Origin of the sequence: Streptomyces sp. NPDC001137, assembly GCF_040298885.1 — a bacterium.
GTDB lineage: Bacteria > Actinomycetota > Actinomycetes > Streptomycetales > Streptomycetaceae > Streptomyces.
Genome location: NZ_JBEPBA010000010.1, coordinates 174663 through 196550 on the forward strand (window position 1 = coordinate 174663; position 21888 = coordinate 196550).

The 21888-nt window shown below is 71.9% G+C and carries 14 protein-coding genes; 4 read left to right on the plus strand and 10 right to left on the minus strand.

Features of this window, described 5'->3' with window-relative positions:
* Window positions 1–2: 2 nt before the first annotated feature.
* The 5 genes from ABT254_RS21770 to ABT254_RS21790 all read right to left on the minus strand — a co-directional run bounded on the left by ABT254_RS21770 (window position 3) and on the right by ABT254_RS21790 (window position 7651).
* The gene (locus ABT254_RS21770; RefSeq protein WP_351472435.1) at window positions 3–500 is read right to left on the minus strand and encodes a hypothetical protein; all 498 of its coding nucleotides are present in this window, start codon (window positions 498–500) and stop codon (window positions 3–5) included.
* Between the two features lie 821 nt (window positions 501–1321).
* Entirely contained in the window at window positions 1322–3013 is a 1692-nt protein-coding gene (locus ABT254_RS21775; RefSeq protein ID WP_351472437.1) for a hypothetical protein, read from the minus strand.
* Between the two features lie 178 nt (window positions 3014–3191).
* Window positions 3192–3734 (minus strand): hypothetical protein, encoded by a 543-nt coding sequence (locus ABT254_RS21780; protein ID WP_351472440.1) that lies wholly within the window; start codon window positions 3732–3734, stop codon window positions 3192–3194.
* A gap of 29 nt (window positions 3735–3763) precedes the next feature.
* Window positions 3764–5611: an FG-GAP-like repeat-containing protein gene (locus ABT254_RS21785; RefSeq protein ID WP_351472443.1), complete on the minus strand. Its 1848-nt coding sequence runs from the start codon at window positions 5609–5611 to the stop codon at window positions 3764–3766.
* Between the two features lie 45 nt (window positions 5612–5656).
* Complete coding sequence (locus ABT254_RS21790) at window positions 5657–7651, minus strand: Ig-like domain-containing protein (RefSeq protein WP_351472862.1); 1995 nt, start codon at window positions 7649–7651, stop codon at window positions 5657–5659.
* A 507-nt stretch (window positions 7652–8158) separates the two neighbouring features.
* Here ABT254_RS21790 and ABT254_RS21795 point away from each other — a divergent pair.
* Entirely contained in the window at window positions 8159–12172 is a 4014-nt protein-coding gene (locus ABT254_RS21795) for an nSTAND1 domain-containing NTPase (protein WP_351472446.1), read from the plus strand.
* A 175-nt stretch (window positions 12173–12347) separates the two neighbouring features.
* Here ABT254_RS21795 and ABT254_RS21800 read toward each other — a convergent pair whose 3' ends face one another.
* The 3 genes from ABT254_RS21800 to ABT254_RS21810 all read right to left on the minus strand — a co-directional run bounded on the left by ABT254_RS21800 (window position 12348) and on the right by ABT254_RS21810 (window position 14591).
* Window positions 12348–12815 (minus strand): hypothetical protein, encoded by a 468-nt coding sequence (locus tag ABT254_RS21800; RefSeq protein WP_351472449.1) that lies wholly within the window; start codon window positions 12813–12815, stop codon window positions 12348–12350.
* Window positions 12816–12906: 91 nt separating this feature from the next.
* Window positions 12907–13671, minus strand: coding sequence for a TIGR03943 family putative permease subunit (locus tag ABT254_RS21805; RefSeq protein ID WP_351472452.1), 765 nt, complete (start codon window positions 13669–13671; stop codon window positions 12907–12909).
* A complete protein-coding gene (locus ABT254_RS21810) occupies window positions 13668–14591 on the minus strand; it encodes a permease (protein WP_351472865.1) in 924 nt (307 codons plus the stop codon). Before ABT254_RS21810 ends, ABT254_RS21805 begins: the two co-directional genes overlap by 4 nt.
* A 373-nt stretch (window positions 14592–14964) precedes the next feature.
* On the opposite strand from ABT254_RS21810, the gene ABT254_RS21815 reads away from it, so the two are divergent.
* Window positions 14965–16833 carry an NAD-binding protein gene (locus ABT254_RS21815; protein ID WP_351472868.1) on the plus strand — a complete coding sequence of 623 codons (1869 nt, stop codon included), beginning with the start codon at window positions 14965–14967 and terminating at the stop codon, window positions 16831–16833.
* Between the two features lie 141 nt (window positions 16834–16974).
* On the opposite strand, the gene ABT254_RS21820 is transcribed toward ABT254_RS21815, so the two are convergent.
* Window positions 16975–18789, minus strand: a complete 1815-nt coding sequence (locus ABT254_RS21820) for a S9 family peptidase (protein WP_351472455.1) — start codon at window positions 18787–18789, stop codon at window positions 16975–16977.
* A 114-nt stretch (window positions 18790–18903) separates the two neighbouring features.
* On the opposite strand from ABT254_RS21820, the gene ABT254_RS21825 reads away from it, so the two are divergent.
* Together ABT254_RS21825 and ABT254_RS21830 are read left to right on the plus strand one after the other, a co-directional pair.
* On the plus strand, window positions 18904–19749 hold the full coding sequence (locus tag ABT254_RS21825; protein WP_351472458.1) for a class I SAM-dependent methyltransferase: 846 nt from the start codon (window positions 18904–18906) through the stop codon (window positions 19747–19749).
* Window positions 19750–19802: 53 nt separating this feature from the next.
* The gene (locus ABT254_RS21830; protein WP_351472460.1) at window positions 19803–20582 is read left to right on the plus strand and encodes an SURF1 family protein; all 780 of its coding nucleotides are present in this window, start codon (window positions 19803–19805) and stop codon (window positions 20580–20582) included.
* 258 nt (window positions 20583–20840) lie between these two features.
* Here the strand turns inward: ABT254_RS21830 and ABT254_RS21835 are convergent, their stop codons facing one another.
* Window positions 20841–21878, minus strand: a complete 1038-nt coding sequence (locus ABT254_RS21835; protein ID WP_351472463.1) for a hypothetical protein — start codon at window positions 21876–21878, stop codon at window positions 20841–20843.
* Window positions 21879–21888: the final 10 nt, after the last annotated feature.

Sequence of the window (21888 nt, forward strand, 5' to 3'; positions counted from 1 at the left end):
GGTCAGCGCCAGTTGGTGTCGTGGGTGAGTCGGTTGTCGTGGGTGTCGTACTGGTCGACTGCGGTGATGGTCTGTCCGTTGGGGATGGGTGCGGCCCAGGCGCGGTAGGTGGTGCCGGGGACGGTGACGGTGGTGGCTTTGACGTGGCTGCCGTCGGAGAGGGAGAGGACGCCGTAGGCGACGTCGGCTTCGGGGTTGGAGACCATGAGCCGGCTGCCGCTGAGGCCTTTGTCGTGCAGGCCCCACAGGCCCATTTCGACAGAGGCGTGGGGGTCCTGTGTGCCGGTGACGGGCTGGCAGTCGCTCCAGGGGCCGCCTTGGTGGTCGATGCGGACGCCGCCGATGTACATGCGCTGGCACAGCAAGGATGTGCCCTGTGCCGAGGATCCGTCGGGAAGTCTGGGCAGGGCGTAGCCCTTGGGGAGTGTCCGGTGGAACTCCAGCGCCACCGACCAACGGTGCCCGTCCACTCGCCCGCTGCCGATCACCTGCGTGACCACCTCCGGCACCTGTCGGTGAGCGGAAGCAGGCCGCTTGGCAACGACGGATGCGGGTGCTGACGCCGGGTGTGCCGCCGGGCCCGACGCCGCCTCGCTCGCGGAGGCACCGAACGAGATCCCTCCGAGCGCGGCGACTGCGACGGTCGCCATGGCTGCCTTCCTGGCAAAACTGAGAGCCACGGAGCATTTCTCCTTCAAAGCTGCCGCCCGGCGCCACGCCGGGCGGTCCTCGACGGCCGGCGCGCTGGGCCCGCGTGCCGACCTGCGGCAACCACCGGGAGCGGTGGCCGCCGCTTGGACGTCCACCCGTAGGTACTCCCAAACACTCACAGCGGGTTGCACGCCGCGCGACATCGCTTCGCGGCATCCCCGCTCGCCAGTGCCTGGGACCCATCGGGCGCCAGGGCCGGCCAGGGGGGCATCCATGGGGCGTCCGGCCGCCGTGCCGCCGTATGGCCAGGCCATGCACACTCTGCCGAGCGGTCGGTAAATCTGCCGGGGACCGTGCAGCGGGGCCGCACTAGATCTTGGTCGGCTTCCCAGGAGGGGATCTCCGGTGGCGCGGGGCGAGCTCGGCCGGAGCGCGCCGAACCCGGCCAGCCCTCGCCTGCCCGGCCCTCGCCAACCCGGTCACCGACTACCGCGTCGCCCTGAAGGACGCGGACAGCGGCATCCCGGAGGCCCGGCCCCACGGAGGACATCCTCGGCACCCCACCAGACCGGCGCACGGCCGACTACGTGTCGTCCGCCTCTGCTGACGCCCTCCGGCGTGGAGTCCGGATCGCGGAGAAGAGGCCGGACGCCGGAGGGGTGAGCCGCCGTCAGCTCACTGTGATCTTCACCGAGGAACTGTGTGCGGCGGCGAAGGCGGCCGTTGCCGCTGTGAGCAGTCGGTAGGTGAAGGTGCCCTTCGTCTTCTCTCCCAGGGTGAAGGTGACCTGCCCCGTGGCGGACTGGGGCTTGGCCGCGATGGTCGTCCAGGTGCCGCTGCGGTACACCTGGAGCTTCACCGTGGCGCCGGTCTCCCTGGAGGAGACGGTGCCGTTGAAGGTGACCGTGGTGCCGCGCCTGACGCTGGTGGCGGATGCCTTCAGTGTCACCTTCGGCGAGACGGACACCTTGAGGGCGGCCGAAACAGGCTTGGTCCCGGCCACGGCGACCAGGCGCAGGCTCTCGTTGCGGGCGGGCCTGGTGGTCAGCGCGATGAGGCCGTTGCCGTCCGTCGTGCCGGTGGTCACGGTCTTCCAGGTGGTGCTGCCTGCCGGCCGGGCCTGAAGCGAGACCGTGCGGGAGGCCAGTGGATTCCCCGTGCCCGCGGTGAGCAGGCCGCTCACCTTCACGCTCTGGCCGAGCACGACGGCGCCCGGGGCCGTCGCCGTCAGCTTGTCTGCCGTCACGACCGCCTGCACGGAGGAGGTGCCGACCGCGCCCGTGCTGTCCGTCACCGTCACCGTGACGGTGTGCTTGCCGACCGGCCAGGCCGAGGTGTCGAGGGCGTCGCCCCAGCTGGTGTCGGCATAGTGGCCCTCGCTCCGTACCTGGAGCGGGGAGAAGGGGGTGTCACCGTCGGCGTAGGAGCGCACGGTCGTACCGTCGACCGCGACCTCCTCCTTGGTCAGCCACACCTCGTAGTACCTGGGGTCGGAGACCGTCCTGTTCCAGCCGTACGGCAAAGCGGCCGTCCACTCGATGTCCATGGAATCCGCACCGCCGTAGGCGAGTTCGGGCGTGCCCGTGGTGGCCGCCACGGTCGGGCCGGGCGTGGCCGTGAGCCGCAGAGACACCGGGGCCGAACGGTAGCCGTCCTTGTCGACGGCGACGGCCTGGATCACCGGGTGGTACGCCATGGCCGAGTAGGTGCTGGTGTAGCTGTACGGCGCGGTGTCGTCCGTCGCGCGGGGCTTGTTGCTCTTGGAGAACAGGGCCGTCTCGTAGAAGTCGACGTGGTCGATCGCGGAGCCGCCGGTGGCCGACCGGGCGTCCACGGTGTACGTGGTGGCCCCCCACACGAGCGCGTTCGGCTGCGGGGAGGTGAACGCCGCCGACGGATTGGCGACGGTAAGGCTGACGGTGCCGCCGATGGTCTGGGCCGCGGCTCCGGAGCCGGTGTCGTCCGGGGTTTCGGTGACCGTGACGTTCAGGGTGTTGAGGCCGTCCGGCAGATTCCGCGTGTCCAGCTTGAAGTAGCCCGTGCCGACGGAACCGACCGTCACCGAGCTGTAGTTGTCGGATCCCGCGCGCGTGGTGTACGCCGCCTTTCCCGTACCGGCCTCGAAGTGGAAGCCCGCGTCGGCCACGGCAGTGAAGCGGACGAGGACGTCACCCCGGTAGGCGCCCGAGGCGTCCTGGGCCTCCTGAGCACCGGTGACCGAGTCCGCCTGTTCGGCGACGCTCGGGTCACCGACCACGCCGGTGCCCGAGGGACCGTCGTCAGCCAGGGCGGGCCCGGCCGCGGAGGCGGAGAAGAGGAGGACCACGCCCAAGGCTGTGGCCGCACGCAGGGAAGACCGCACCGTGGCGACTCCGTAGGGGAAGGGGCGACGTCGGCCGTCCCGGATCACTGAGGGAGCCATACCGTACATACGTTCCCCGGACATCGAGAGACCGGGGCGCCGTCTGATCGATGTGGACGCCATACGCGGCCCTCAGTCAGGACGAACCAGGTGCCGCGCAGAACCGGAGATGCGACGTTCAGCCAGGGAGCGTCCTGCCGCGCCGGCGCCTGGCGACCGCGAAGCCCGCCAGTGCCAGTACGGCGACGCCGGCGCCGGTGGCCGCCACCGTGGTGGTGTTCATCGCGGATGATCCCGATGCCTGGGGGCAGTACGGGCCGCCCCCCGCGACGGTGATGGTCGTATGCCTCTGCTCGGCGGTGAGTCCCTTGCGGGGGGCGGCGATGTCGACGGGAAAGCTGCCCGGTTCGAGGCCGCAGCGGAGGGTTCCTGCGCCCTGGCCGAAGCTGTTCTTCTGCAGGGTCACCTCGACCGGGTGCCGGAACGCCGGGGAGGTCACCGTGAAGCTGCCGTTCCCGTCGGCGGCCAGGGACGTCAGGTCGACTCCCGAGGTGACCTCGACGGGCGCGCCCGGCCTCAGCGGCCCGTCGGGGGTGCTGTCGCCGTCCGTGGGGGCGAGGCTGACGGCGAGGCCCGGGTCCCCGGCCGCGTGGGCGCCCGGGGCGACCGCGAGACCGAGGACGGCCGCGGTGCAGAGGACGCCGACCGCGCGCAGGTACATCCGTGGTACCTCGCCTTCCTGAAAGGTGATCAGCCGGCCTTGGGCGGGACGAGCATGTGTTCGTGGCCGAGGGTCGTCGTGGTGTCGGTGTAGAGGGTGGTCTCGCCGTCGGACCAGCGCACGAGGAGGTCGTCGGGGCCGCCGGGTGTGTAGGCGCCGGCGGTCATGACGGCCGCGTGCGTCCACAGTGTGTTGGACGACCTCAGCTTGATCTCCGTTCCCACTCCGGAGGCGGAGGAGTCGCGGTAGAGGCTCAGTCCGCCGTCGGACGAGCGCACGACGACGTCCCAGTTGGCGCCTCCGGTGAAGTTCCCGGCGGCGAGGAGGGTGGCGTGGCGCCAGGTGTCGTTGGGGGGCCGCAGCCGGTGTGCGTGGAGGAATCCGCGGCCGTCGACATCGGTGTAGAGGGTGGTTCCGCCGTCGGACCAGCGGACCATGACGTCGTCGGGCGAGGCGTTGGCGCTGTAGCGTCCGGCGGTGATCTGGACGGCGTTCTTCCAGGTGCTGCGGGGCTTGGCCAGCTGGGTTTCCCCGGCGAAGCCGCCGTTGCCGTCGCCGGTGTAGAGGGTGACCTCGCCGTCCGTCCAGACCACTACGAGGTCGGAGGCGTCGTCGCCGTCGAAGTTCCCGCCGGCGATGGTCCTGGCGTGGGTCCAGGTCGAGGACTTGGCGATCCGGTGTTCGCCTGAGAAACCGCCGTTGCCGTCCCCGGTGTACAGGGTGACCTCGCCGTCCGACCAGACGACGATCATGTCGGTCCTGCCGTCGCCCGTGTAGTCGCCGGAGGCGGTCTTCCTGGCCTGCTGCCACACTCCCCCGCCGGTGGGGTACATGCTGTAGCCGCGCGGGTACTGGGTCGGAGTCGTGTTGTTCTGCGCGGCCGCGTAGATCTCGAGGGCCCGCTGGTCGAAGGTCGTGGAGAACGAGATGCGGTCGCTGTTGTTCTCCAGGCCGCCGCCGTAGTAGCCGCCGAGGTTGCCGATGACGGTCCCGCTGCCGGTCGTCCTGTTCAGGCCGGTGATCCAGGGGCTTCCGGAGGTGCCTCCGTAGAAGCCGCCGCAGTCCATGCGCATCTGGTGGTAGCCGGGCAGCCGGCGGGTGTTGACGCCGGCGCAGATGAAGGGCCGGTTCTTCGGGTTGTGGCTGCCCGGGTAGCCGATGACGGTGACGTTCTGCTTGTACCGGCCGTTCACCTGGCCGAGTCGCAGCGCCGCACCGACGGCGTTCTGCACGCTCTGCCCTCGCCCGTTGGCGGCGACCCGGGCGAAGGCGTAGTCGAAGTCGGAGTAGGCGTCGCGGGTGGGGTGGCCCGCGGCCTGGTACCAGCGTGTGTCACGGACCCAGTTCTGCACCGCGAACCGGCCGTAGGGGGCGGGGTTGTTCGCGCTGCCGTCGTAGCGGGGCACGAACATGCCCTTGGTGCCGCCGGAGCAGTGCGCGGCGGTCAGGACGACGTTGCCCTGCGGGCTGTCGACGACGCTCGCGGAGCAGAAACGCCCCGTCAGCCGGTCGGTGGCCGGGTCCCTCACGTAGTGGAAGAACGTTCCCACCGTGGGGACTCCGGCGAAGTAGGCGCCGTTCTTCTGAGCGGCCGCACCCGTCACGGCGGCGGATTCGGCCTTCGCGGCGGCCGGGGCCTCGCCGCGGGGGCTGTCCGGGGTGGCCCTGGCCATCCGCTCGGGGGTCCAGAACTTCTCGGCCTCGGCACTCGTCCATGCTCCTGCCCGGCCCGCGTCGTGCGCGGTCGACACGGCCGGCACCGTCCCGGTGGCGTCGCCGGGGTGCGCGGAGGCGGGGGACGCCGCTGCGAGGAGGAGAGCACAGGCCGCTGTCGCGGCACGGGTTGCGAACGTGCCGCGGAGGGTGGGTATTCGCACGGTTTCCTTGTCTGTGGGCACAGGTGTGGCGAGAAGCGCCCGGTCTCAGCTCGTGAAGATGAAGTACTTCCACGTCCCGTAGGTCGTCGAGTTCACGTTGTCGCCCGACGTCGTGTCGATGTAGGACGACCGGATGCGGAAGCGGACGCCCGTCGGTGGGGTGCCGGTCAGTTCGAGGGTGTCCTGGCCGCCCGAGCCGAGTACGAGGTACTCGCTGTGCGTCCCGCGCCAGGCGCCGTCCTGGTAACCCTGCACCTCGACCCGGTACTTGCGGTTCGGGTACGGCGTCATCGTCGTGTCGAACACGGGGTCCTTGGACTTGTGGAAGTAGCGGTACGTCTGGTTCCACGCGGTCTGGGACTTGTAGTAGCCGCTGAGCGCGGTCGAGACCCGGACCCGTGCGCCCACGGTGCTCGTGACCGTGGCGGGCGCGTAGCGGGTGTCGCCCGCGAACTTGGCCGTCAGCTTGGTGTCGCGGGTCAGGTAGAGGCTCACGGACAGGTTTCCGGAGGAGTCGACCGCTCCGGACTTGACCAGCTTGTTGGGCTTGTCGCCGCCGTACGGGTCGGCGTAGATCTCGACGGTCCGGTTCTTGTATGTCGTCCCCAGGTGCGCCGTGAACTTCACCTGGGTGTTGTACGAGTACACCTTGCCGTTGTTGTCCAGGGTCAGGGCGGTCGCCGTCTTCGTGACGTTCACCGTGCTGGTGGCGGTGGTGCTCGCGTGGTAGTCGTCGCCCGCGTAGCCGACCGTGTACGTGACCTGCCCGCCGGCCGGCGGGGTGTCCGCGAAGGAGTACGAGCCGTCGGCGCCGACCGTCGCCGTGCCGAGCGCCTTGCCGGACGGGGACTCGTCGTCCGTGCGGCGGACGGAGAGCGTCGTGCCGGGCGGGAAGGAGGCGTCCGAGGTCAGCTTGCCCGTGACGGACAGGGCCTGGGCGCGCGGCGCGGTGGCCGGGGCGCTCGCCGTGAGGGTGGTGTCCGCCTTGGCCGGGTTGTCGAGGACGCGCAGCGAGTACACGTCCGAGTCGTTGTACGACACCGCGAACAGCTTGCTCGCGTCCGGCGCCCAGGCCAGGCCCGAGGCCGCGAGGGTGTCGGCGGCGCTGCCGCCGTCGGTGTTCGGGAAGTCGTACTCCCGCACCGGCGTGGAGATGCCCGGCCTGAAGATGTGGACGTCCGGGTCGTACCAGGAGAAGGTGCCCGCGGCGACCGCGCCGTCGGGGGCGATGTCGACCGCGTTCGGGTACGGGTTGGTGGGGTAGCTGCCGTCGTCGGAGAGGTCCGAGAGCTTGAAGACCTCCTGCTTGTACGGGGCGCCGCTGGCCGTGACGACGTCCTTGCCGTCGGGGGTGACGGCGAGGTCGGTGAGGTTGCTGCTGTCGCCCGGGTCCCAGACGTACGCGGTGCGGGACGCCGAGCCCGACGACACGTCGAACACCGCGAGTTCCGCCGGGCTCTGTCCGGGGGCGCCCGCCACGACGGTGTTGGGGGCGCCCGGCGAGGAGCCGAGGATCGGGGCGTCGTTCCAGGTCTTGTCGGTGTCCTGGTGGAGCGTGACGACCGCGTCGGTGCCGCTGAGGTCGAGCGAGCCGATGTTTGCGCTGCCGCCGTTGCGGTAGCCGAACCAGAGCTTGCCATCGGCGAGCGCCGGGTATTCGGGCTGGGTGCCGGCGCCCGTCGGGTAGCGGTGGGCCTCGGTGGCGGTCGCGGTGTCGATGGCGACGATCGCGTCGGCGTCCTCGACGGCCGCGTACAGGGTCGCGGAGTCGGCGGAGAGCTCCAGGCCGCGGACGCCGGGAAGGGACTCGATCGTGCCGACGACGGTGCCGCTGTAGTCGGTCGCGACGACCTTGCCGCTCTTCGGGTCGCTGATGAAGACCCGCCGGTGGACGCCGTCCACGACGACGTCACCGGTCGAGGTGACCGGCAGGAGGGTGCTGGAGTCGGCCAGCGCGGGCACGGCCGAGGTGAGCGCGAGCGCGGTCGTGCCGAAGAGGACCGCGAGTGCGGTCGCGGCCGTGAGAGTACGGGTGCGGATGCGCACGGTGGTTTCGAACCCCCCGGAACGAAAAAGAACCCCTGTTGAACTGGGGAAGTGAGCGGAGCGTAGGTCACGCCGGTGACGGCTGATGCAAGGGAGGGTCAACGGTGATCAAAAAAGTCCGCGATGGTGATCAACCTCGCAGCGACTCGGCCACACAGTGATCAAAAGCACTCCGCGCCGTTCGGCTCCGGTCCCTCCCCTCGTGGGGACCGGTGTCGAACGGCGCGGATCTCGGAGGCTCAGGCGAAGGGTCCGGCGCCGCCGTCCCGTGGCTTACGCGGAAGCCTGGCCGAGAAGGTTCGGCGCCGTGCGCTGTCTTCCTGAGCGCTGAGCTGATGGCCTGCGCGGACGGTGCCCGACGGGTTCGCCCTTGCGTCGTGATCCTGCCAGCTGTGGCTTCCCGTGAGGAGATTCCGGTGCCGGTCCGGAGGCTTTCGCCGCAGGTCAGCCGTATAAAGTGAGTTTTCCGGTCCGGATGACCAAGCGCGGGGGGAGTAAGGAGTGGAGGCCTTGGGTTCCGACTCAGGGGCACGTACTGCCTTCGCGGAGCGGCTCGCTCTGCTGTACAAGGAGGCGGGCAACCCTCCTCTCGCGCGGGTGGCCGAGGCGGTCGTACAGCTTCAGCGGGTGGACGAGCGGGGGCGCCCCGTACGGGTCTCCGCCCAGCGGATCAGCGACTGGCGGCGGGCCAAGAACGTGCCGGCCCAGTTCGCCGCCCTCACCGCGGTGCTGCACGTCCTGATCCCGCAGGCGCGGCGGGCCCGGCCCACGCCGGTCTCCGCCGGTCTGTACGACCTGGGGCAGTGGCAGCGGCTGTGGGAGCGTGCCCTGGCCGACCCGGCCGGTGACCGTCCCGCGGCGGCCGCCGAAGCGGACGAGCGGCCTCCGGTCGAGGATCCGGTCGCCCCCAGTGTGTGCCCGTACCGCGGGCTGGCCTCCTACCGGCAGCAGGACGCCCGGTGGTTCTTCGGCCGGGAGCGCAGCACCGGCGCCCTCGTCGACCAGCTGCTCGCGGCGGAGCAGACCGGTGGGCTCGTCATGCTCGTCGGTGCCTCCGGGGCGGGGAAGTCGTCCCTGCTCAACGCCGGTCTGGTGCCCGCCGCGCAGAACGGCGCGCTGGGCGGCGACGACAGCCGCCCGAGGACGGTCGTACAGCTCGTGCCGGGAGCGGATCCCGTCGGGGAGCTGACCCGGTGCATCCCCGAGCTCGCCCCCGTCATGTCCGAGGCGGACGGCTCCGCGGCCGCGGAACCCGGCACTCCCGCGTTCGCGCAGGCCGTCCGGGGTGCCGTCGCCGAGTGGGCCCGGCGCGAGGCGCCCTCCGGCGAGCGTCCGGTCCTCATCGTGGACCAGTTCGAGGAGGCGTTCACCCTCTGCGCCGACGAGGCGGTCAGGCACGCGTTCGTGCAGATCCTGCACGCCGCGAGTTCGTCAGCCGGAGCGGACGACCCGGCCGCCCTGCTCGTCGTCCTCGGCATCCGGGCCGACTTCTACGAGCAGTGCCTGCGCTATCCCGAACTGGCCGATGCGCTGCAGCACCGGCACATGGTGCTCGGACCGCTCAGCACGGCCGAACTGCGCGAGGCGGTGACCGGGCCGGCCAAGGCCGTGGGCCTCGAGCTCGAACCGGGGCTCGCGGAGCTGATCGTCCGGGAGGTGAGCGCCGACGGGCCGCGCGGGGCGCACGACGCCGGGGTGCTGCCGCTGCTCTCGCATGCGCTGCTCGCCACCTGGCAGCGGCGCAAGGCGGGTCGGCTGACGCTGGCCGGTTACCGGGCAGCGGGCGGCATCCAGGGCGCGGTGGCCGCGACCGCCGAGCAGGCCTGGTCGAGCCTGGACCCGCCGGCGCGCACGGCCGCGCGGCTGCTGCTGCTGCGGCTGGTCCGGCTCGGCGAGGACACCCAGGCCACCCGCCGCCGGGGGACCCGGCGGCAGCTGGCGCAGGAGTCGACGGATCCCGGCAAGACGGAGGAGTCGCTGGAGGCGCTGGTTCGCGCCCGGCTGGTGACGCTCGACGCGGAGACCGTGGAGATCACCCACGAGGCGCTGCTGACCGCCTGGCCGCGGCTGCGCGACTGGATCGACGAAGGCCGCGGCGATCATCTGCTGCGCCAGCGGCTGGAGGAGGACGGCCGGGCCTGGGAGGGCTCGGGGCGCGACTCCTCGCTGCTGTACCGGGGTTCGCGGCTGGCCCAGGCCCGCAGCTGGGCGAAGTCCGCCGGCGACACCTTCCTGACCCGCAGCGCGGTGGAGTTCCTGGCCGCTTCGGTACGGCTGCGCAAGCGCACCCTGGTGATGCGGCGCGGGGCGGTGTCCGCGCTGGTCGTCCTGTCGGTCCTGGCCGTCGGCGCGGCGGTCATGGCCTGGCAGCAGCGCAATGACGCGGTGTTCGAGCAGGTGGTCGCCGAGGCCGACCGCGTCCAGTACACCGATCCCTCGCTCTCCGCCCAGCTGGACCTGGTCGCCCATGATCTGCGGCCGGACGACGCGGGCACCAACAACCGGCTGGTCTCGATCGTGAACGCGCCGCTGGCCACGCCGCTGCTCGGTCACACCGGTGCCGTCTACCTCACCTCGTTCAGCCCGGACGGGAAGCTCCTGGCCACGGCCAGCTACGACCGCACGGTCCGGCTGTGGGACGTCGGCGACCGCACGCACCCGAAACCGCTGGGCAAGCCGCTCACCGGCCACAGCAGCTGGGTGAGCACCGCACTCTTCAGCCCGGACGGCCACACCCTGGCCAGCGCCGGCGACGACGGCACCGTCCGGCTGTGGGACGTCCGGGACCCCGCGCACCCCAAGCCGCTCGGCACGCCCTTGAACGGCCACACCGGCACGATCTATCTGCTCGCCTTCAGCCCCGACGGCCGCACGCTCGCCGCTGCCGGCGAGGACCACACCGTACGGCTGTGGGACATGACCGACCCGGGCCGGCCTGCGGCGCTCGGTGCGCTGAGCGGGCATTCCGCGGCCGTGCGGTCCGTGGCCTTCAGCCCCGACGGCCGGCTGCTGGCAGCGGGCGGCGACGACAACACGATCATGCTGTGGGACATGTCCGATCCGCACCGCCCGAAGCGGGTCGACAGAGTACTGAAGGGGCACACGGACACCGTCCACTCGGTGGCCTTCAGCCCCGACGGCCGCACTCTCGCCAGCGGCAGCGCGGACGACACCATCCGGCTCTGGGACGTCACCGACCCGCGCAACGCCACCGAGCTCGGCTCGCCGCTCACCGGCCACACCGGTCCCGTGTGGTCCGTGGCCTTCAGCCCGAGGGGCGGCTTGCTCGCGGCCGGCAGCGCGGACAGCACGGCCAGCCTGTGGAACGTCAGCGACCCGGCCTCCCCCTCCCAGGTCGGCGAGCCGCTCGCGGGCAGCAGCGGCGAGATGTACGCCGTGGGCTTCAGCCCCGACGGCCGCACCCTCGCCACCGGCAGCGGCGACAGCAAGGTCCGCCTGTGGTCGGTGCCGACCTCGGACATGGTCGGCGCCTTCGGAGCGTTCCGCCCGGACGGGCAGGTGCTCGCGATGGCCGCGCGCGACGGGCGGATCCGGCTGTGGAACGTGAGGGTTCCCGGCCGGCCCGTGGCGATGGGCAAACCGTTCATGCCCCCGGACGGCGGCCAGCGCCAGCTGGCCTTCTCCCCCGACGGCCACACACTCGCCGTGATGAGCGGCCGCCAGAAGCTGTATCTGTGGAACGTCACCGACCCGGCCCGGCCGGTCCTTCACGGGACGCCCCTCGCCATAAGGACCCGCTTCACAGGCACCGACGCGCTGGCCTTCAGCCCGGACGGGCGCATCCTGGCGAGCCCCTACGACGACCGCACCATCCAGCTGTGGAACGTCGCCGACCCCTCCCGTGCCGTCAAGTTCGGCGCACCGCTCACCGGTCACAAGGGCTTCATCAACAGCCTCGTCTTCAGCCCGGACGGCCATACCCTCGCCAGCGGCAGCGCGGACGCCACCATCCGCTTCTGGAACGTCACCGACCCCCGTCGTGTCACCTCCCTCGGCACACCGCTCACGGGGCACGGCGGACCGGTCAACGTCCTCGTCTACAGTCCGGACGGCTCCACGCTGATCAGCGGCAGCGACGACGACACGGTCCGGCTGTGGAAGGTCACCGACCCCCGCGAGGCGACCGAGGAGGGCAGCCCCCTGACCGGTCACACCGAAGCGGTCGTGTCGCTCACCCTCAGCCAGGACGGCCGCACCCTGGCCAGCGGCGGCAACGACAACACCGTCCGCCTCTGGAACGTGGCCGACCCGTCCGAGGCCGCCCCCATCGGGCAGTCGATGAGCCCCAATGCCAAGACGGGCAACTTCCTGTCGTTCAGCCCGAGGAGCCATCTGCTGGGGGTGTCCAGCGGCTCCGACACCGTGCGGCTGTGGAATCTGGACACGGACGACGCGATCCGGCACATCTGCTCGACCACACAGCGTGTTCTGACACCGGAGAAATGGCACGAATATCTGCCACGCCTCTCGTACAAGCCTCCGTGCGGTCAATAGTCCGACCTGGTGGAAGCCCTGGTGACCGCCCCTGGTCAACAGGGCCGACCCAGTGATCCCGGCCACATCCCCGCGGCGCGGCAGAACAGTCGACTCCCGCCGGGCCTTCGGCCTTGTTACGCTTGGCCACAGCCCGATCGCTGGTGCATCCCCCGTCGCCAGCGGTCGGGCATTCTCATGTCCGGCCGGCGCTCAGCCACTGCGCGACCCTGCGCACCGTGGTCTCGTCGAGTCGCTCGACGAGGGCCTGTACGGCTGCGTGGTCGTCCGGTGCGAGGTCGTAGAGCCCTGCCTTGCTCAGCCCGGCCATGAGCACCTGCTGCCGCCGGCCGCTCATCCGTTCCGTCAGCGTCCTCGGCTCCTCGGGGCCGGCCGACGGCGGCTGCGGCGCAGGGGCTGTGGTCGGGGTCGACACGTCGAAGCGCTGCCACGCCCCGTCCGTCGGGCCCCACAGGCCGACCTCGAAGTCGCCGCCGCGCGCCCGGACGGTCTGGGCCATCTCGCCGAGCGCGTACTCCACGGGAGCACGGTGCGGGGCCTCGGCACACACCTCCCAGGAGGCCGAGGAGGGCCGGTAGAACTGCGCGACCCAGCGGGGAGCCCCGGTCGGCTGCGGACTGGCTGGACGTGTCGTGGTCTCCACTGCGCTCACCCCTTCATTCACCCGTTCCCCCACCTGCTTTCGGACTGCACAGCAGGGGGACGGTAACTGACGGGCCGTCAGATATCCAGGGTCAGTTGTTCCAGGACTCGTCGTACGGGTCCTTGGGCGTCGGCACGGGTGTCGCCGCCGTGACGCGGAAGTACGGTATCGGGCCGTTGTTGACGGGGTCCTTGGTCTGCCCGGCGGTGTAGGTCCCGGTCACCTGGAGCCACTTGTCCGGTTGCAGCACCGGCGGGATCGTGCCGGTCAGGGCGATCTTCACCGGCTGGGCGTCCGCGGCACAGCAGTTGAGGGCCATCCGGACCAGATACGGGTTGCCCGTACGGTCCAGCGCGACGAACCCGGTGACCTTGATCCGGCGGCCGTCGATGGACCGCCCGTGGTCGTAGACCGCGCGGCTCGCGTAGTCGACCACGGTGAGGTCGAGCGGGCCGGTCGCGGGCAGCCGGTTGTAGCCGTAGGGCTGCTGCAGGGCCGTACCGGTGCGCATGGCGCTGTAGGAGCCGAGGGCCGGCGGGGCGACCAGGATGAGGGCGAGGAGAGGCAGGACGAGGAGCCAGGAGACGCGGGGTTCGCGGTGGACGTGACCGTCGCCGTGGTGGTGGTCCTGTCCCCCGCCGTGATCGTGGCCGTGCCCGTCCGCCCGGTTCTCCCTCCGCCCTCGCCACTCGTACCAGACCGTGGCCAGCGCCGCCGCGATCAGCACCCCGCCGGACAGGAGCAACAGCGGCTGCAGACCCGCCTTGACGTAGCGCAGGTACAGGTTGGTGAAGCCCGCGTGCAGCAGGGCCGCACCCGTCAGGAACAGGACCGCCGCCTGTGCCTGCCGGTTCACAGCAGCACCGCCCCGGTCAGGACCGCGCCGGCGATCGCGAGGGCGAAGGTGGCGGGGGCGAAGCGCAGGGCGAAGCCCCGGCCGAAGGTGCCCGCCTGCATCGCGAAGAGCTTGAGGTCGATCATGGGGCCCACCACCAGGAACGTCAGCTTGGCCGTGAGCGAGAACTGGGTCAGCGACGCCGCGACGAACGCGTCCGCCTCCGAGCAGATGGACAGCAGGACGGCGAGGATCGCCAGGGCCAGGATCGCGACCAGCGGGTTGGCCGCCGCCGTGCGCAGCCAGCTCGCCGGGGCGAGGGCCTTGAGCGTCGCGGCGGCCATCGCGCCGATGACCAGGAAGCCGCCCGCGTGCATCACGTCGTGCCGGACCGAGCCCCAGAAGGCGGCCCCCTTGCTCTGGCCGTCGTAGTGCGGACGCTCCGGCGGGCGCAGCCAGTCGGTGCGGCCCAGGCGTTGCCACAGCCAGCCCATCAGACACGCCACCAGCAGGCTGCCGACGAAACGGGCGAGGACCATTTCCGGGTTGCGGGGGAAGGCGACCGCGGTCGCCGTCAGCACGATCGGGTTGATCGCCGGGGCGGAGAGCAGGAAGGCGAGCGCCGCGGCGGGGGTGACGCCCCGGCGCACCAGCGCGCCCGCCACCGGCACCGACGCGCACTCGCAGCCCGGCAGCACCGCGCCCGCGAGCCCCGCGACCGGCACCGCCAGCACGGGCCGCTTCGGCAGCGCGCGGGCGAAGAACGACGCCGGTACGAACACCGCGATCGCCGCCGACAGCAGCACCCCGAGGACGAGGAAGGGCAGCGCCTGCACGAGCACGGCCACGAACACCGTCATCCAGCTCTGCATCACGGGTGCGGAGAGCGCCCCCCGGATGGGGCCCTGCAGCAGCACCAGCAGGAGCAGGAGCATGGTCAGGACGAGCGGGGACTTCGACTCTGGGGATTTCGCGTCGGAGGTCGGGTCGGAGGATTCCGGGTCGGAAGGTTCCGCGTCGGAAGGCTTCGGATCCGACCGTTTCGGGTCGGGTGATCTCGTGGCGGGAAGGCCGTCCACCGGCTCATGGCTGTCCGCCCCCGCAGGGGCTGCTTTGGTGATGGCCACGGGCGTGGTACCTCCGGTGGTGGGGAAGGGCGCTGGTTTCCCTCCCCATCCATACGGTGGAGAAGGCGCACCCGTTCAGTGACTACGGTCGGTTGCTTCTGGAACCGCTTCTCGCGCCCTGGCACTCTTCTCACTCGTGGGGAGCGTTCCGAATCAAGGTGCGGCAAGTGGTGACGTGTCGGCGCACATGGTGGTGTGCGGCGACGACGGACTGGCGCATCGGCTGGCCGCCGAACTGCGGGGGGTGTACGGCGAACAGGTCACGCTCGTGGTGCCGCCCGCCGACCGCGGGGTGCGGCCGCCGGTGGTCGGGCGCGCGCGGGCGACGACAGCGGCACTCTTCGACCGGATGGTGAACGCGGCCGTCAGCCGGGCGAACGGCGCCGCCGCCGAACCCGTGGGAAACGCCCAGGTCGTGGAGGCCGCCGAGGCGACCGAGGAGGTGCTCGGCGCGGCGGGCGTGGAGCGGGCCGCCGCGCTGGCGCTCGTGTACGACGACGACGAGACCAACATCCGTGCCGCCCTCACCGCCCGCCGGCTCAACCCCCGGCTGCGGCTCGTCCTCAGGCTCTACAACCGCCGGCTCGGCCAGCACATCGAGGAACTCCTCGACCAGGCGGCCGCGTTGGCGACCGGCGACGGCGCCTCCTCCGGCAACGACACCTCCACCACCGTGCTCTCCGACGCCGACACGGCCGCGCCCGCGCTGGCCGCCACCGCCGTCGCCGGCACCAGCAAGGTCGTACAGACCGACGGGCTGCTGCTGCGGGCGGTGGAACGGACGCCGCTCGCGGGGCAGTTGGCCCGGCCGGGGCTGGCCACGCTGGCGCTGCTGTCCGCGGACGGCGCCGACAGCGGCGGCGAGCACGGGCCGGAGCTGCTGCCCGACGCGGCGGCGGTCCGCGCCGCGACCGGCCGCGGCACCGTCGTACTGGAGCAGGTGTCCTACGCCGGACCCCAACTGCCCCCGTCCCGCGGGGCTTTGGCGTTCTCCTCGCTGTTCTCGCGGCGGCTGCGGTGGTCGCTGGCGGGCATGGCGGGTTGCGTGATCGCGCTCGCGGTGGCGTTGTGGCTGGTGACGGGGGTGCATCCGCTGAGCGCGTTCTATCTGACGCTGCTCGATCTGTTCGCCATCGACGACCCCGCCATCGGCCAGCCCGTCGGGCGGCAGATCCTTCAACTCCTCTCCGGGCTCACGGGGTTGCTGCTGCTGCCGGTACTGCTGGCGGCGGTGCTGGAGGCGCTGGGCACCTTCCGGACCGCGGGTGCGCTGCGGAAACCGCCGCGGGGGCTGGGCGGGCATGTGGTCCTCCTCGGGCTCGGCAAGATCGGTACGCGGGTGCTGACCAGGCTGCGGGAACTGCACATCCCCGTGGTGTGCGTCGAGTCCGACGCGGATGCCCGGGGACTGGCCACGGCGCGGCGGCTGCGGGTTCCCGTGGTGCTCGGGGACGTCACCCAGGAGGGCGTTCTGGAGGCCGCCAAGATCCACCGTGCGCATGCGCTGCTGGCGGTGACCAGCGCGGACACGACGAACCTCGAGGCCGCGCTGTACGCGCGGTCCGTGCGGCCCGATCTGCGGGTCGTGCTGCGGCTGTACGACGACGACTTCGCGACCGCGGTGTACCGCACGCTGCGGGCCGCTCATCCGCGCGCCTCCACGCGGAGCCGCAGTGTGTCCCACCTGGCGGCGCCCGCCTTTGCCGGAGCGATGATGGGGCGGCAGATTCTGGGGGCGATTCCGGTGGAGCGACGGGTATTGCTGTTCGCCGCGATGGATGTGGCCGGGCATCCGCAGCTGGAGGGGAAGACGGTTGCGGAGGCGTTTCGGGCGGGGGCTTGGCGGGTGTTGGCGTTGGATACGAGCGCTGCGGGTGGCCGCCGGGAGGAGCCCGCGGCGGAGGAGGCGTACGAGGACGTACGGGGGTCGGGGCTGGTGTGGGATCTGCCGGACGGGCGGGTGCTGAAGGGGACTGACCGGGTGGTGCTGGCGGCCACCCGGCGGGGGTTGGCGGAGCTGTTGGGGCGGCGGCCGCGGGAGCGGGCCGGGGCTTGAGCGGCACCCGGCGCCTCGGCTGGGGGCGGGGGGCGCTGGCCGGGTGCCGCCTGCGCCCACCCGTGCCGCCCCAGCGGCACGACTGCCCGCAGGCTAGGGCGGCGCGACCGCCCGCAGACTCCCGCGGCACGATCGCCGTAGCTACGCCAAGTAGCGCTCCGCGAACTCCAGTTCCAGTCTCACCTGCTTGATCCGTTCGTCCACCACCAGGGAGCCGTGGCCCGCGTCGTAGCGGTAGACCTCGTGGGTGGCGCCGCGGGCTTCGAGGCGTTTGACGTAGTTCTCGATCTGGCGGATCGGGCAGCGGGGGTCGTTGACGCCGGCCGAGATGTAGACGGGGGCTCTGACCTGGTCCACGTAGGTCAGGGGGGACGAGGCCTCGAAGCGTTCGGGGACCTCCTCGGGGGTGCCGCCGAGGAGGGTGCGGTCCATGGCCTTCAGGGCCTCCATCTCGTCGTGGTACGCCGTGACGTAGTCGGCGACCGGGACCGCCGCGATGCCGAGCGACCAGGCGCTCGGCTGGACGCCGAGGCCGAGGAGGGTGAGGTAGCCGCCCCAGGAACCGCCGGTGAGGATGAGGCGGTCGGGGTCCGCGAGGCCGGAGTTGACCGCCCAGGCGCGGACCGCCTCGATGTCCTCCAGTTCGATGAGGCCGACGCGGTGCTTGAGGGCGTCGGTCCAGGCGCGGCCGTAGCCGGTGGAGCCGCGGTAGTTGACGCGGATCACCGCGTACCCGTGGTCGACCCAGGCCGCCGGGCCCGCCGCGAAGGCGTCGCTGTCGTGCCAGGTGGGGCCGCCGTGGATGTCGAAGACCGTGGGCAGGGGGCCCAGGGCGCCTTGCGGCTTCTGGACCAGGGCGTGGATACGGCCGCCGGGGCCGTCCACCCACACGTCCTCCACCGGCACCGAGCCCGGGGACTTCATGCCGGGCGGGTCGAGGACGACCGCGCCCGTGGTCGAGCGGACCGCGGACGGTTCGGCGGCCGAGGACCAGAGGTACTCCACGCTGCCGTCGGGCCGGGCCGTGGCACCGGAGACCGTGCCGGGCGGGGTGGGGATCTTCGTCAGGGCGCGGCTCGCCAGCTCGTACCGGAACATTTCGCTGCGGGCCTCGAAGCTGTGCACGATGAGCAGGCCGGTACCGTCCGGGTACCACTCCGCGCTCACGTCGCCGGGCAGCTCCAGGGCCAGGTCGGTCTCCTCGCCCGTCGCCACGTCCCACACCAGGGGCTCCCAGCGGCCGCGGCGCTGGTGGCCGATGAGCAGCCGGGTGTCACCCTCGACGGGGGCGAAGCCCAGGACCTCCAGGCCCAGCTCGACCGTGCCGCCCTTGGTGTCGTCCAGCTCGGCGACCGCCGTGCCGTCGAGGCGCAGCACGCGCAGCGCGGAGTGCATGGCGTCGCCGTGCTCCGTGTGCTCGATGGCGATCAGCGAACCGTCGTGGGAGAGGTCGCCGACGCCGGCCGACTCGCGGTGGCGGTAGATCTCCACCGGGGCCTCGCCGGTGCGCGCGAGATGGATCGTCGTACCGTCCTCGTCCGTGGAGCGGCCGACGATCGCCGTACGGCCGTCCCGGGCGAGGGCCAGGCCCGCCGGGTAGGAGGCCTCCAGACCGGGTGCCGCGAGCTCGTCCGCACCGCCCTCGAAGGGCTGTCTGCGCCAGACGCCGAACTCGTCGCCGTCCTTGTCGTCGAACCACCAGATCCATGCGCCGTCGGGGGTGAGCAGGCCCTCCGTCGTGCCGTTCGGCCGGTCCGTGACCTGGCGTTGTCCGCCGGTCGCACGGTCCCAGGCGTACAGCTCGTACGTCCCCGTCGCGTTCGACACGAACAGGGAGCGGTCCGGTGCGTCCTCCGCCCAGTCGGGCAGCGACACCCGCGGCGCCCGGAAGCGCTTCTCCCAGTCCGGCATGTCCTCGTTCCGCTCCGGCGCGGCGGAGGCGTTGCTCTCAGTCATGGCCCCATAGTGCCTGGCCCCGCAGACAATTCGCTGGCGAGGCCCCCAGCCTGTGGATAACTTCTACCGGGCATTTACCGAACGCACGTCCAAGCAGGTCAGGATCCTCGACTCATGTCTTCTCCCAGCGCTTCCCCCGCCCCTGCCGACTGGCGCGAGGCCAACCGCGCCAACTGGGACGAGAGGGTCCCGCTGCACACCGCCGGCGACTACTACGACCTCGACGGCTTCCGGGCCGGCAAGGACCCCCTGCGCCCCTTCGAACTGGCCGAGGTCGGTGACGTGACCGGCAGGTCGCTGCTGCATCTGCAGTGCCACATCGGCACCGACACCCTGTCCTGGGCCCGGCACGGCGCCGCCCGCGTCGTCGGCCTGGACTTCTCCGAACCGGCCGTCGCGGTCGCCCGGGATCTCGCCGCCGACCTGGGCCTCGGACCCGAGCGGGCGCAGTTCGTCGCGTCCGACGTGTACGACGCGGCCTCCGCGCTGGCTGCGATGCCCGAGTCCTCGTACGACATCGTCTACACCGGCACCGGTGCGCTGTGCTGGCTGCCCGACATCCGGCGCTGGGCCGAGACGGCCGCAGGCCTGGTGGCGCCCGGGGGGTTCCTCTATCTCGCCGAGTTCCATCCGCTGACCGATGTCCTCGACGAAGAGACCGGCTCGCGGGTCGTGCGGGACTACTTCGACCGCGAGCCGCAGGTCTACGACTTCCCCGGCACGTACGCGGCGGAGAGCGCCGACACGGTCCACAACCGGACCGTGCAGTGGACGCACCCGCTCGGCGAGGTCGTCTCCGCGCTCGCCGCGGCGGGTCTGCGCATCGACTTCCTGCACGAGCACGACGTCTCGGTGTTCAGGCAGTTCGAGGCCTTCGAGGAGCGGGACGGCTACTTCCGTCTTCCCGCGGGACGGCCCCGGTTTCCGCTGATGTACTCGCTGCGGGCGGCCAAGGCCTGATCGTCCGAACCCCGCGGCCGGGCCCGGCGGGGCCGCCCCGTACCGTTGACGGTGTGTACCGGTTTCTGCTGACGCCCCGTTGGTGGGGGATCAACGTCTTCGTGCTGCTCGCCATCCCCTTCTGCATCTTCATGGGGTCGTGGCAGCTGAGCCGGTTCGAGGACCGGGTGCAGGCCCATCGGGACGCGACCGAGCAGGTCACGACTGACCGGCACGAGGCGGCCCGGCCGCTGCGGGAGCTGCTGCCCGTGAACAAGGCGACCTCCGGGCGGCAGGCCACCGCGACGGGGCGGTACGGCAAGCAGCTGCTCGTGCCGGACCGGCAGCTCGACGGCAGGCGCGGTTTCTACGTGCTGACGCTGCTGCGCACCGACGGCGGCAAGGCGCTGCCGGTGGTGCGGGGGTGGCTGCCGGGGTCCGCCGACGCGGCGAAGGCGCCTGCCGCGCCGAGCGGGGAGGTCACCGTCACCGGTGCGCTGCAGGCGTCCGAGACGCCGGGGGACAACGGGGTGAGTGCGCAGGGGGGGCTGCCGGGCGGGCAGACCGCGGCGATCAGTTCGGCTTCGCTGGTGAATCTTGTGCCGTACGACGTGTATGACGCGTGGGTCACGCTGGACAAGGCGGATGCCGGGATGACTGCTGTGCCGGCGACGGCGCCTGCGGACTCGGGGCTCGATCTGAAGGCGTTCCAGAACCTGGGTTACACCGGGGAGTGGTTTGTCTTCGCCGGGTTTGTGGTGTTCATGTGGTTCCGGCTGCTGCGGCGTGAGGCGGAGTTTGCGCGGGATGCTGCGATGGGGCTGGTGGCCGAGGAAGAGGGCGTGGCTGTCTGAGCCCGGCTCTCGGTGACCCGGCGCTGCGGCTTGGGGGGTGTTGCTTGCCCGCGCTTGCGGGGGGCCGCCTGTCTTTGGGACGGGAGCCGCCCCAGGCGGCACGACTGCCCGCAGGCTGGGCAGGGTACGGCGGCACGGATGCCGCAGGCTGCGCGGGCCGCGGTGGCGGGCTGCCCGCCGGCTGCGCAGGGTACGGCGGTACCGATCCCCGCAGGTTGCGGCGGGGCGGCTGGCTCGCAGGGTGGAGGGCCTCGGGGGCTACGACCCGGCCAGTACCCCGGTGTAGATGACCGTCCCCGCGCAGGCGTTGGACACCGTCGCCGAGACCGTTGGGGAGCCGGCTGCTGTTGTGTGGGAGACGATCACGCTGCCGTCTGCCGTGCCGTCCGCTCTCATCATCTGGGTGGTGACGCCGCTGTCCGTGCCGGTGGAGGTGGTGCCGGACGAGCTGCCGGCGTCCTCGGTCGGGCTGGGGCTGGCGGTGGAGCCGCCGTCGGTGGTGCCTCCGCTGGGGCCGCCCGTGGTGGGACAGGCCTCCGAGGGGACCCAGGCGAACTTCAGCTCGTAGGCCGCCCCCGGCTGCAGCTGCAGCCCGGTGATCTCGGTCGACGGGTCGGGCAGGCCGGGCGCGGCGTCCCCGGCCGCATGCCGTGCCGTGGAGACCTTGGTGCCGTCCGCGGCGCCCTGCGCGAGGGCGTTGACCGTGCCCACGCCGCCGACGGTACAGGCGGAGGTGGAGATGTTGACGACACGGAAGGTGCCGTAGACCACGCCTCCGGCGTCGGGGGCGGCGAGGGACTCGGTGGGCGAGCCGAGCTGGTCGGCCGTGCAGACGGGGGCGGCGGCCGCGCTGGTGGAGGCGGGGTTGGTGCTGCTGCCCGGGCCCGTACCGGGGCCCTTGCCGTCGCCCTTCGAGTCGCCCTTGCCCTTGCCGTGGGACTTGCCCGGGTTTGCGCCGGCAGTGCTCTCACTGCCGCCCGCGTTTTTTCCCTGGCTCGCCCCACCCTGTGCCTGCGAGGCCTGGCCGGCGACGGACGGGTTGACATCGGAGCCGGTGGAGTTGGAGACGTGCACCAGGGCCGGGACGGCGGTGCCGAGGAACAGCGCGGCGGCCGCCATGCCGACCATCGCCTGCCGCTTGCGGGCGCGCCGTGCGGGCACGGCCCGCCGCAGGTGGTCCAGCGTGCCGTCGCGCGGTTCGACCGTCTGCACCGCCTGGTGCAGCATCCTGCGCAGAGCCAGCTCGTCCGAGTCGAGCCCGCCCTCGGGGCTCTGGTCGTCGGGGCCGTGGTTCACAGTTCCGTTC